Here is a 12,971-nt window from a genome sequence, read left to right as displayed (position 1 = left end):
ATCATTTATAAAGGGCTACCCATCGGGGCAGCCCCTATCTGGAGGTTAATTATGGGTTCTGATCTTCAGGGCCTATCGCTTTATTCACATCAATCTCGTCTTGTGGAATTTTATATTCCCATAAATTACTTTGAGAAGGCTTAGGCTTTGATAAGGTAAAGGCAATGTCGGTGTAGGTTACTGTGCTGCTTACACGGGGATTATCCATCCCGCTCCGGTTGAGTTCACTATCGGTACGTTTCAGATCGTAAAAGCGGAAACCTTCACCCCACAATTCAACCCTTCTTTGGATCATGATTTCTTCAATCAGATCATTGCCTGTTTTCGTTGATAAAACATAAGATGGATTTCTGTTCACAGCCAAAGGATAAAGTGCAGTGGCTGCGGCTGCATCCTGCCCACTTCTGGCCAGGGCCTCCGCTTCAATCAGATACATTTCGGCCACACGCATAAAGGGAATGTCTCCTGCCCGGCTGTTCACATCCTGTACCTTAAATTTACGGTGCATATATTTAATTACTTTTACGCTCGAAGCCGGGGCATTGGTAGCGGCATCAATGGCGCCCGGAAAATTGCTTTTTTCTGCTGTGGTTCCGTCCCACCATAATTTTTTGCGGATATCCGTGCTGGCAATTTTAGCATATAAAACGGAATTGATCATTTTTGGTTCCAGCCTGTTCCATGAGGAGTTGAAATTGGCCGAAACATAAGAATAAAAAGATCCGTACGTAGGTACCTGATCTACGAGCTGGTTTGCCCCCCACATCCATTCTATATTGCCAATCTGCGTGAATCCACCCAGGTAATCAGCATTACTCATTAAGCTAAATCCCGTACGGGCTTCCTTAGCCATCCTGGCTGCGGTAGCCCAGTCTTGCATCGTAAGCGCAACACGTGCTTTAAATCCTTTGGCCACATTGATGTTAACATGGGTTTTGGCTGGTCTGGCCACCGCGGTAGAAAGTAAGGAGATGGCCTGATCCAGATCGGCATTAATCTGTTTATAAACATCTTCTACGGTGGAACGTGGCTGATCAACTCCACTGTTGTTAACGATTAGTGGAATGCCGGGCTGGGTATTCTGTTTCCCTGCCTCGTAGCGTTTGCCATAAAGCTGAACCAGGTTAAAGTGACACCAGGCCCGTACTGCCAGACATTCGCCTTTAACAGCTGCTTTTTCATTTGCAGGACCATCAATTTTATCAATGTTTTCGATAATCATGTTGGCATTACTGTTAATGCGGTAGTACAGAATATAGGGAAAGGCCGCTAAACTGGTTGCAGCACTACGGTGATCTACCCACCGTAAAGCCGGTTTGAAATAACTGTAAGTATTGCCAGACCATACAAAATCTTCTCCCATGGCGTCCATATTCAGCATCATGGCCCCATGAGCGTCCTGCGATTGATTCGAGATTTGCAGGTACATCAGTCTATACATCCCGTTAACGGCCAGTTTGGCATTGGCTAAAGATTCGAAGGCAGTAGTTTGTGCCACCTGATCAGTAGGGAAGGTTTCTAAAAAGTCTTTTTTGCAGGAGGTAAGCAATGCCGTAATCAGCATGAATACCGATGTGAGTTTAAAAATTTTCATGTCAATGATATTATAGCGTTACGTTTAAACCTAAAGAAATTATCCGTGTAGGGGCATAGGTATAGCCTGTATTTCCGTTGAAAGCCTGAGAAGGATCAAAACCTTTGCGGTATGATTTCATAAAAAGGTTTTCTCCGGTAACAAAAACTCTGGCATTATTGATGGCTATTTTTTTTGCAAACGCTTTAGGCAGGTTATAGCTAAAGTTAGCAGCCCGCAAATACAGGTAAGATGCATCAACCAACCATTTATCACTATCGTACATGGTTGCGCCGATGGCCCGCCTTGGAACGTTGGTAATGTCGCCCGGGTTCTGCCAGCGGTTCAGGGCGTCAACGTGCAGGGCGCGTCCGTAAGTTCCGTTGTACATCAGCGATTGGTAATCATTGTCGAACGAAACACCGCCCACCTGGTAGATAAACCTGAAATCCAGCGAGAAATTTTTATAGGTAAAAGTATTGTTGATACTGCCATAAAAATCCGGAATGGCAGAACCGGCATAATGGTACTGCGCACCGCTTCCGCTGGTGGTTACTACGGTTCCGTCGGCTAAAGTTTTCGTTGAGGTGGCAGCCGGCCCGGCAACATATAGTTCTGATCCCGTATCCGGATCAACACCATAATAATCTCTTAGCCAGTAATCGTAACGGGATTGACCCACCATATATTTTTTGGTTCCGTCGATAAATTCATCGAATGGCAGTTTAGAGATTTTATTATTGATGGTAGTCCAGTTGATGCCGATATTCCATCTGAAATTTTTGGTTTTCACCGGTATACCATCTAACTGGATTTCTATTCCTCGATTGTACAAACTGCCAAAATTCTGATTTTGAGTCGTTAAGCCCGATGATAAAGCCAATGGGACATTAAATAACAGATTATCCGTATAACGGTTAAAATATTCAACGCTTCCTGAAATCCGGTTTTTTAATACACCAAATTCAAGGGCAACATCCATATTGTCGTTAGATTCCCATTGAATTTTTTCATTTCCCAATGCCAGTGATTGTTTTATGCCTGCCTCATTTCCGTTTTTATATCCGGTATCATAAAAGGTTTGATAAAGATAATAACTGCCCAGGTCGTCAGAACCTACCTGGCCATAAGATCCGCGGATTTTCAGGTTGTCTACCCAATCCACTTTAAAAAACTTTTCCTTATTGATTTGCCAGCCGGCGCCCACAGACCAGAAATTGCCCCAGCGGTAATCAGGTGCAAATTTAGAGGAACCATCCGTACGATACGAAGCAGACAAAAAGTAGCGTCCGTCAAAGTCATACTGCATCCGGCCGAAATAAGATTCAATGCGGTAGTTATCCTGATAAGAGGTTAGGGAAAGTATGTTAGCGAAATTTCTCAACTCGGTTGAACCACTTACAATTTGCCCTGCTGCACTGCCGAAACTGTAATCATAACGACGTTGATAAGATTCGTGACCAGCCAGTACATCGATATTATGTCTGCCCATGGTTTTGTTATAATTTAACAACTGGTTAATGTTAATGGTACGGGTAGTAGAATTGGTCCGGTTGCTCCGCCCGTTTGAGCTAAGCCCGTCGCCAATCTTCGGACTATCAAAAACATTGAATTTATAATTGTTTAAATCCAGACTGATGTTCGTCGTGAATTTAAAGTTTTTGAGAAAAGAAATTTCTGCATAAGTTCTGCCGCTTAAAAAGTTGCGTTCGGTGAAATTATCATTGTATTCCGTTTCTGCTATCACGTTTCTACCTGGGGCTATAGGTCGGGTATAGCCTTCATCATAAACTTTATTGCCCGATGCATCCATGACGTAACTTCCATCAGGATTGTGTTTATGTACCGCGTAGATAGGGCCAAAGATCAGGTCGGTGTAAAATGGATTTTCCCAGATTCCGCTGTCTTCATTACCTACTTTTGTTTTCTGAACAGATCCTGAAACATTCATTCCGGTTTTGATCCATTTTTTAATCTGAGAGTTCACATTTACCCGGCCACTGTAACGATTGAAGTCAGTTAAAACAGAATAACCTTCATCCTTTAAATAATTGAAAGAAGCAAAAAAATCACTTTTGTTACTTCCACCTCTGTAGTTCAGATTATATTCACTTCTCAAACCCGTGCGGCGTAGCGCATCGCGCCAGTCCAGGTCTTCAGGATAAAGCAGGCTGGCTGAAGGATTAATTTTTCCGTCAGTGAGTACAATCTGGTTGTCTGGAACATTAAATGGGTTTGAAACCAAGGCTCCCGAAATATTATTGGATGCCTGTGTGTTGGCCGCATCTAAAGTTGCTCCGCCGGTTACCAGGCTGTTTCTCATAGATTCCCATAAAAGCGGATAATACTGAAAGGCATCTACTTTTTCGTAATCGCTCAGCCCGCGTGAATTTAATCCCTGGGTAGTTTTTAAGGTCAGCGTAGCCGGACTGTCTTTTCCTCTCTTTGTGGTGATCAGGATGACACCGTTTGCCGCCCTCGAACCATATAAGGCAGAGGCTGAAGCATCTTTTAACACGGAAATGCTTTCCACATCATCAGGATTGAGGTTGTTCAAGGCACCTTCATAAGGTGCGCCATCTACCACATATAAAGGATCAGAGCCTCCGTTAATGGTGCCAAATCCTCTGATTCTTACGGCCGGCCCGGCACCAGGTTGCCCGCTTCCTGTAGTGGTTTGCAAACCTGGAGCAGCACCTACCAATGCGACACCCAGATTTGATATCGGCCTAGATTCAATTTCTTTTGCACTAATGGTGGAAACCGAATTGGTCAGCGCACTCTTACGGACGGTTCCGTAGGCTTGAACAACCACTTCTTCCAGCTGCTTGTTTTCTACGGCGAGCTTAACATTGAGTGTATTTGAGGAGCCCACGATGACTTCTTTTGTAGTATAACCCAGGTATGAAAACACGAGCGTATTTTCCCCTTCAGGAAGGTTAATGGTATACTTACCATCCATATTGGTGATGACGCCTCCGTTTTTTCCTTTTACTTTTACTGATACGCCAGGCAAGGTCTGGTTATCATCCTGTCCGGTAACGATACCGGTGATAATCCGGTCCACCCTCATGCCAGGAACCGGGGTTTTGATATTGACGATAATGGTTTGTTCTTCGATTGCATAACTTAGTGGCTGGTGATCAAAAATGATAGCCAGAAGTTTGTCCAGATCCAGGTTCTTAGCCTGAACAGATACCGGTATGGATTGAGATAAAGCCTCGTTGCTATAGATAAAATAGTAGCCTGTTTGTTTCCGAACCTCTTTAAAAATCGTTTTAAGGCTGGCATCTTTTACCGATAAGCTTACTTTCTGTGCCATGGTTTTGGCGCTGAGTTGCATGGATAGGCAAAAGACGATGATTGTTGTAAATTTCATGATCAAAAAAGCTTTAAATGCATAACCTCTTCTCTTTTGTTGTTTGGTGGTTTTGGACATACCAGTGTCCGTTTCAGATTGTAGACAATCTTTCATAAGTTTGTTTGGTTTTAGGTTTATAGATCTGTTGATAATTATTATAGCCCAAAAACTGCTGCCTGCAGCTTTAGTGAAATCTTCCCGGCGGCCACCGGGAGGATTTTTTCGCTATGGGTATTTCCGATTTATCTATCTCATGGTTTCTTACTGATTTGTTTTACTTCTATTGTTTGATTATGGATGTTGAATTCGATATTCCCGGCGGCCCGTAAAAGTTTGAGTAACTTCGACACATTATTGCTGCGGCTTAATGCTCCGTTAAATTTAATGCCCGGTATTTGCCCGATATACTTCACATCTACATCATACCACCTTTCAATCTGGCGCATTACCTCAGGGACACTGGCATTCTCGAAAATAAATAACCCGTTTTTCCAGTCTACCACATTGTCTATATCCACATAAATGATGTTTGTATGCTCATTTTTCGGATTAAAAACAGCCTGTTGCCCGGGTAAAAGTGTTATTGAATGCGTTTGCCGGCTGAGTTTTACCGAACCTTCTAACAGCGTAACTGCCGAATTTTCTTCGTTTGGATATACATTCACATTGAAATGGGTACCTAAAACCTCTACCTTTGCTGCACCGCTTTCTACAATGAAAGGTTTACTCCGGTTTTTCGATACCTCGAAATAAGTTTCACCGGTTACCTTTACCCTACGCTCACTTCCGTTAAATGCCGTGGGAAAAGTAATAGACGATTCTGCATTAAGCCATACCATTGTTTGATCAGGTAGCATCAGTTTAAAATGGCCACCTCTTGGTGTGCTCAGGGTGTTGATATAAATTTTTTCTGAAGCCGAAGTTTGTTCTGTTGTATAGGCTAATGTTCCCTGGTCACTTTTGCTGATATTTGCTGCACCCTGTTTAGTCAGTATGCCATTTTGCATATCATCCAGTATAATTTCTGAACCGTCGGCAAGTTTTAAAGTGGCTTTGTTCTTCCCGGGGGCAAGGTCCTTTTTCTGAACGCTTACCAAATGGGGTGTAATTTCAGGTTGACGATATCGTTGATACCCAAGATAAATCATCATCACCAGTGATGCTGCAATGGTCAGTTTTTTACCGATATTGATAATTAAACCGAACTTCGGTTTTTCCTGCCCGTTTTCTACGATCTGCTGATACATGTGGTCCCAATCTACATGGTTGGCTGTAATATCCGGTAGTGTTTCTTTTTCCGATTTTTTCATGAAATCATCAAAAATGTGCCTGTTTTCTGTTTGGCTGAGGTATTCGAACAATTCTTTGAAATCAGCTTCAGAAATGCTCTTGTTTACATATTGTGTAAGCAGTTCGTTAATTCTTTGGTTAATATTTTCGGGCATGATGTTTTGGCAAGTTTGGTTAAATAGATAGACTACTGGCAGGAACCAAAGGACCGCGAAAAAAAATATTTTTTTTCGCGGTCCTTTTAACCGTAGAAAAAGTCTATATCTAAAACCAAAAAAAATGTCTTTAAGAATACGGATTTATATTGTTGTACTGCTGCTGAACAGCTTAGGTTACCAGGCATCGGGCATTGCCAAAACATTTTCACTGCAAGATAGTCTGCGGAGGTATCAGCCAGGTAAAAGTTATACCTTTCAGGTTGAATCAGCTATTGGCGAGCATGCAGTGGCTATCGAATACATTGCAGGCGATGCCGGCTCGAAACTGATCCTGACTTCTCCACATGGTGGCGACCTCAAACCGGAATTTATGCATACACGCACTAAGGATTTTGTGGTATCGGAAAACGATTTGGATTATGGCGATACCGAAAGTTTCTCGGCAATGGCTGATTCGAAAACACTGGAACTCACGTTGGCCCTGGCAGAAGAGATCAGAAAAGTTACCGGATTACGTCCGCATGTGGTGCTTAACCACCTGCACAGGTGTAAGCTGGATGCCAACAGGGCCATGTCATTAGCTGCACAGGATGACAAAAATGCAATAGCCGCCTGGAAGGCTTTTCATCAATATATAGATGATGCGAAGATTCAGGTGGCCAAAAATGGTTCGGGATTGGTTCTTGATATTCATGGAAATGCGCACCGGCCACAGCGTACAGAAGTAGGGCTATTATTAAGCGGTAAAGACTTTGGAAGTGGCGACCTCGAAAAATTGGCTGATCAATCGAGTTTAAGGGCATTGGTGAGATCGGGAAAGGCCAGCATGAAGGAACTGGCTACCGGAGATACTGCACTTGGCACGCTGTTAAATCAAAGCGGATTTACAGCAACGCCGTCAAAGGCCTATCCCAATCCTATTGATGCAAATGATTTTCCCGATAGGCGGTATTTTAACGGTGGTTATAATACGGCGAGGCACGGATCCAGGTTTTCGGGCAATATCTCGGCTATTCAGCTTGAGTTTAACCAGGAGGTTAGGATGAATGATAAAAGCAGGAACAATTATGCAAAATCCATAGCAAGAGCTGTTACTGCCTTTATGAACAGGTATTTTAAATAGCGTTTACATCATGAAATAAAACAACAGGCCAGAAATACTGATGCTGATATTATTTTCGGAAAGATAATGGCGCAGGTATTTTAGCACATCTACGATCACATTTTTTACCCTGCTTTTGGATAAACCAACCTGTGCAGCGATTTCTTCATGGCTCATACCATCTATCCGGCTAAGGTTAAAAATCTGTTGCTTTTGTTCCGATAGGTTGGCCAGCCCTTTTTTGATCAGGAGTTCACTATCCCTTAAATCGGTAAGATCGGCAATATCATTCTGTTCCAACTGCATGTTTGCCCATACCTGGGCCAGGGCTTTCTGATTTTTTGCGGCCTGGTTCAGATAAGTATAGGTTTTATTGCGTACAATAGTGTATATATAGTTGCGCGGATGCTCAATGTTGGGCAATATATCACGCTTTTGCCAGATGGTGCAGAAAGTATCCTGCACAATTTCTTCAGCATCAGCCCTTGAGTGCACAAACCTGACCACAAAACTATATACTTTGTTCTTATACAGCTCAAAAACATGCTTAAAGGCATAGGCATCGCCCTCGGCAATCTTTTGCAGTAATATCTTTTCAGCAGATAGGTTGTATAAAGACATGAATGTTTGGAGGTTTGGTTTGTTAGGTCGCTAAATATATGAATTACTGTAGAATAAATCCAGTTTTGTAACCCGATTTATCAAAGGAGTTTGATTATTGTCAAATCTGCCGGGCTTTCCAAACGCATCGTGAAGGGGCATGTTACATGTAATTTTAAACCAGTATAAGAACAGAAAGAAAAATTACCCTATCTTTCATTTTTCCTAAGCATAAATGAAAAAGATATTTTCCAATTTAACAGTTCAGGTTTTAATCGCCATAACGGTGGGTATTATTGTTGGCGCTTATTTTCCTGGCTTCGCACCAACAGCCAAAATGATCAGTGAGGGTTTTATTAACCTCATCAGCATGTTAATTGCCCCGATTATATTTTTTACCATTGTGTTGGGTATTGCACATATGGGCGATATGAAAAAAGTAGGCCGTGTTGGTGGTAAGGCACTGTTATATTTCGAAATTGTAAGTACCGTTGCCATAGCCATTGGTTTGCTGGTGGCGAATATCTTAAAACCAGGTGTCGGGATGGTAAACAAAGCCGGCGATGCCACAAAAATTGCAGGTTACGCCCAACAGGCCAGAGAGATGAACTGGGGTGAGTTTTTCCTTCACATTATCCCGCATAACGTTATAGCGGCTTTTGCAGAGGGAAATATCCTGCAGATTCTGCTTTTTGCCATTCTTTTTGGTTACGGGCTGAATAAACTGGGCAGCGATGGAACCAGTGTTTTAAACGCCTTTGACAGAATCTCGAAAGTGCTTTTTAAAATCATGAAACTGATTATGCGGTTAGCACCTATAGGCGCTTTTGGCGGGATGGCCTTTAGCATCGGTACCCATGGCCTGGAAAGTATATTTGGCATGGCCAAACTGATGGGTTCAGTATATTTAACCTGTATCCTTTTTATTTTTATCGTGCTAAATGGGATTTGCAGGTATTACAAATTCAGTCTATGGGCTTACCTCAAATACATCCGTCAGGAAATCCTGATTGTATTGGGTACCTCATCTTCCGAATCGGCTTTGCCCAGTATGATGCAGAAAATGGAAAGCATAGGTTGCGATAAATCAGTGGTGGGTTTGGTAATTCCGACCGGCTATTCTTTTAACCTTGACGGTACCGCAATTTATCTGGCCATGGCGGTGATATTTCTCTGCCAGGTTTTCCAGGTCGATTTATCCCTGGGGCAGCAGATCACCGTTTTAGGTGTACTTATGGTTACTTCGAAGGGCGCTGCAGGTGTAACCGGAAGTGGTTTTATCGTATTGGTATCAACCCTTACCGCTTTAAAAATCATGCCGATTGAACATATATCCATTTTAATTGGTGTAGACCGTTTTATGAGCGAGGCCAGGGCCATTACCAACGTAATCGGAAACGGCGTGGCTACTATTGTGATAGCCAAAAGTGAAAACCAGTTCGACCAGGAGAAATATTTAAAAGCCATACAACCTGCCACGATCGAAAAAGGAGAGGAGGCTTAGCAGGAGTTTGCAGTTGTCAGTTTGGATTTTCTTTAACCAAAGGAATTCTCCTCCCAACTAAAAACGCCCAACTCCAAACTATTTAACCTATCTTTGTAGCAGAAACAGGCAACACAGCTTGTTTAATTAACCTATAGTACATTGGCCCAGCAAGAACAAAATAACCGCAAAGAAAAAAGCGAGTTGCATCCACGCAATAAACACCGTTCACGTTACAATTTCAAACAACTTATTGCCGCTTCAAAAGAACTAAGACGTTTTGTTTTTAAAAACGAACATAACGACGATTCAATCGATTTTGCTGATCAAAATGCTGTAAAAGCATTAAATAGGGCATTGTTGAAATATTTTTACGATATCCAACAATGGGATATTCCACAGGATTTTCTTTGTCCGCCTATTCCGGGCAGGGCAGATTACATCCATTATGTTGCCGATCTGTTGGGATCAAGCAATAAAGGTAAAAATCCAAAAGGGCCTAAAATCAATGTACTCGACATTGGTGTAGGTGCTAACTGCATTTACCCGATCATCGGTCATCAGGAATACGGATGGAGTTTTGTGGGTTCGGAGATTGATCCACTTTCGGTCGAATCGGCGAGACGCATTATCGAAGCCAACAAACCATTGCAGGGTGCGATAGAAATCCGCCAGCAATCCTCTAAAATGGGTATTTTCAGGGGAATTGTAGGCAGAACAGAACGTTTTGATGCAGTGGTCTGTAATCCGCCTTTCCATTCTTCCTTAAAAGAAGCTGAACAGGGTACCCGTCAAAAATGGCGCAACCTGGGGGGAAATGAAAAAGAAGTAAAACATGTACTAAACTTTGGTGGAAACAAGGCCGAGCTTTGGTGCCCCGGAGGCGAACGTGCTTTTGTGGAGCAGATGATTATCCAGAGTGCGCAGATTAAAAACCAGGTTTTATGGTTTAGTTCACTCGTTTCGAAAAGCGCAAACCTGAAAAGTATTTATAACGCTTTAGTTAAAGCAAATGCTTTTGAAGTACGTACTGTTATCATGAGCCAGGGCCAGAAAATAAGCCGCTTCGTGGCCTGGACTTTCCAGGATGAAAGAGCGCAGGACGAATGGGTAAAAGGATGGAAAGCTTAAGTTTGGAGTTTTCAGCTTCAGGCACATAATCAAGTCAAATGATCTAATATTGCCGGGTGGATATAAATCCATTCGGCATTTTTGTTTGCAGTTGCGCCCATTGATAGCTTACTGAAAACTGCCAGTCATTTCCTTTCATAAACAATCAAAATCACCAGATCGTTGCCTGCATCCGGTGCAATGCCGTGCGAGCTGCCCGGACGGGTTAGAATGGCATCGCCAGGTTTCACCGCAAAGGTTTTCCCGTTCATTTGCATGGTTCCTTTTCCGCTGATTACGTAATAAATTTCATCCTCTTTTTGCAGGTGATAACCGATTGATGAGCCCGGTTTCAAAATCCTTTTCCTAAAAGCTGTTTTCAGCTTTTTGGCATTAGCAAAAAAGTTAAAGCCAATGGTTTTACCTCCGCCATTGTGGGTTCCTGGTTCTTCCTTAGCTACTTCAGCATCATTTTGCAGAATGTATTTACTGGTATCGGCAGTTTGTGCTTTTGCCGCGATTGAAATAAAAAATATGAAAAATAGTACGGTTAGTGCTCTGCTGCTCATTTGGCTCGTTTTATATTAATATTGGCTTTAAGCTTTGGTCTTTCTGCTTTAGCCCTAAAGGTAAATTTAAGCGTTTTGTCTTGATATTGCCAGAACATCTAAGCTTTGTTACTAACCCGCCTTCTAAAAGTGCCGGACTGCTCATTTCATAAACCTAAGTGTTAGTAAAATGATCTCGATTATTTTATAATATAAGAATTTCATTTTTAGATATTTATAATATGTGATCGTCATGCTGAATTTATTTTACAAGTAGAAATAGTGTTTTCAATTGCCTTGTAGCTACTTCGTGGTCAGCATTTTTTATATACAAATAGACCCTGAAATAAATCCGATAGCTATCGGATCAGGGTGACGGCCGGGATAAAAAAATGTTCAAAACATCTTCAGGGCAGATTATTAATGGAATTAACGTTAGGGTTTTAATTTGGAAACCGACGTGCTGTGTTTCTTGGCGGCCTTTAGTCCTGCCATTCGCTTTATCACGATGAAAAATCGGGATGTCCGCTGCTGTCAGGTTTATTGCCGAAGGGGTTGCCTTTGGTTGTGGCGCCCAGTATTTTTCCTTTAATTTAACCTCAATTCAATCGCTAGATTGGCTACGGTAGATTTTTTCTATGGCAGCAAAATAAGAAGTGATTTTGCTTTGCGCTTTAGCTTTTGTCTTTTCCCTTTTAGCTTAAAACCATTTCCTTACATTTTCCTGAAAAAACGGACCAAATAATATGGTTTTAGATTTGAATTCCAGTTCAATAATATTAGCTTTGCACAAAAAAATATTGATACATGAGCGTTTTAGTAAATAAAGATTCTAAGGTTATCGTTCAGGGTTTTACCGGAAACGAAGGAACTTACCACGCTGAGCAGATGCTGGCCTATGGTACAAACGTAGTTGGTGGTGTAACACCTGGCAAAGGTGGGCAATTACATTTAGAAAAGCCTGTTTTTAATACTGTTAAAGACGCCGTTGATCAAACAGGTGCAAATGTATCGATCATTTTTGTACCACCGGCTTTTGCTGCTGATGCCATTATGGAAGCTGCCGAGGGTGGTATTAAAGTTATTGTTTGTATTACCGAAGGTATCCCTACAAAGGATATGATTCAGGTTAAAGAATATATTGCAGATCGTGATGTGACACTTATCGGTCCTAACTGCCCTGGTGTAATTACTGCTGATGAGGCCAAAATCGGTATTATGCCAGGTTTTATCTTCAAAAAAGGTCATGTAGGTGTGGTTTCTAAATCAGGAACTTTAACTTACGAGGCGGTAGATCAGGTGGTTAAAGCCGGTTTGGGTATTACCACTGCCATTGGTATTGGTGGTGATCCGATTATCGGAACACCAACCGTTGAAGCCGTTAAATTATTAATGAACGATCCTGAAACACACGGTATCATCATGATTGGTGAAATTGGTGGTGGTATGGAAGCCGAAGCTGCCCGTTGGATCAAAGAACATGGCACTAAACCTGTTGTTGGCTTTATCGCTGGTCAAACTGCGCCTCCGGGACGTAGAATGGGCCACGCGGGTGCAATTGTTGGCGGTGCTGATGATACTGCAGCTGCAAAAATGAAAATCATGCGGGAGTGTGGTATCCGGGTAGTAGAAAGTCCTGCTGAAATCGGTGTTGCAATAGCGGAAGAATTAGCAAAGTAAGATTTTAAATTTACATCAAAAGGAAAGCGTTTCGATTAGTTTCGAAGCGCTTTTTTATTTGGTTAG

At 42.2% G+C, this 12,971-nt stretch carries 9 protein-coding genes; 4 read left to right on the top strand and 5 right to left on the bottom strand.

The window, feature by feature from the left end:
• Positions 1–49: 49 nt before the first annotated feature.
• The 3 genes from ACK1I8_RS13555 to ACK1I8_RS13545 form a co-directional block, all read right to left on the bottom strand.
• Complete coding sequence (locus ACK1I8_RS13555; protein ID WP_412465901.1) at positions 50–1,594, bottom strand: RagB/SusD family nutrient uptake outer membrane protein; 1,545 nt, start codon at positions 1,592–1,594, stop codon at positions 50–52.
• A gap of 10 nt (positions 1,595–1,604) precedes the next feature.
• Positions 1,605–4,952 carry a TonB-dependent receptor gene (locus ACK1I8_RS13550; RefSeq protein WP_412465900.1) on the bottom strand — a complete coding sequence of 1,116 codons (3,348 nt, stop codon included), beginning with the start codon at positions 4,950–4,952 and terminating at the stop codon, positions 1,605–1,607.
• Positions 4,953–5,185: 233 nt separating this feature from the next.
• Entirely contained in the window at positions 5,186–6,379 is a 1,194-nt protein-coding gene (locus ACK1I8_RS13545) for a FecR family protein (protein WP_412465899.1), read from the bottom strand.
• 124 nt (positions 6,380–6,503) lie between these two features.
• Here ACK1I8_RS13545 and ACK1I8_RS13540 point away from each other — a divergent pair, with 124 nt between their 5' ends.
• On the top strand, positions 6,504–7,505 hold the full coding sequence (locus tag ACK1I8_RS13540) for a hypothetical protein (protein ID WP_412465898.1): 1,002 nt from the start codon (positions 6,504–6,506) through the stop codon (positions 7,503–7,505).
• Between the two features lie 3 nt (positions 7,506–7,508).
• Here the strand turns inward: ACK1I8_RS13540 and ACK1I8_RS13535 are convergent, their stop codons facing one another.
• On the bottom strand, positions 7,509–8,105 hold the full coding sequence (locus ACK1I8_RS13535) for an RNA polymerase sigma factor (protein ID WP_412465897.1): 597 nt from the start codon (positions 8,103–8,105) through the stop codon (positions 7,509–7,511).
• A 214-nt stretch (positions 8,106–8,319) separates the two neighbouring features.
• Here ACK1I8_RS13535 and dctA point away from each other — a divergent pair, with 214 nt between their 5' ends.
• The gene (gene dctA / locus ACK1I8_RS13530; protein WP_412465896.1) at positions 8,320–9,588 is read left to right on the top strand and encodes a C4-dicarboxylate transporter DctA; all 1,269 of its coding nucleotides are present in this window, start codon (positions 8,320–8,322) and stop codon (positions 9,586–9,588) included.
• Positions 9,589–9,729: 141 nt separating this feature from the next.
• Positions 9,730–10,698: a 23S rRNA (adenine(1618)-N(6))-methyltransferase RlmF gene (gene rlmF, locus ACK1I8_RS13525; RefSeq protein ID WP_412465895.1), complete on the top strand. Its 969-nt coding sequence runs from the start codon at positions 9,730–9,732 to the stop codon at positions 10,696–10,698.
• Positions 10,699–10,823: 125 nt separating this feature from the next.
• Here the strand turns inward: rlmF and ACK1I8_RS13520 are convergent, their stop codons facing one another.
• A complete protein-coding gene (locus ACK1I8_RS13520) occupies positions 10,824–11,246 on the bottom strand; it encodes a cupin domain-containing protein (RefSeq protein ID WP_412465894.1) in 423 nt (140 codons plus the stop codon).
• Between the two features lie 786 nt (positions 11,247–12,032).
• On the opposite strand from ACK1I8_RS13520, the gene sucD reads away from it, so the two are divergent.
• Positions 12,033–12,905 carry a succinate--CoA ligase subunit alpha gene (gene sucD, locus ACK1I8_RS13515; RefSeq protein ID WP_293788988.1) on the top strand — a complete coding sequence of 291 codons (873 nt, stop codon included), beginning with the start codon at positions 12,033–12,035 and terminating at the stop codon, positions 12,903–12,905.
• Positions 12,906–12,971: the final 66 nt, after the last annotated feature.

The organism is Pedobacter sp. KLB.chiD, assembly GCF_047040275.1.
In the GTDB taxonomy this organism is placed as follows: Bacteria; Bacteroidota; Bacteroidia; order Sphingobacteriales; family Sphingobacteriaceae; genus Pedobacter.
The sequence above is the reverse complement of the archived record's forward strand: the minus strand, read 5'-3'. Positions and strand labels throughout refer to the sequence as shown.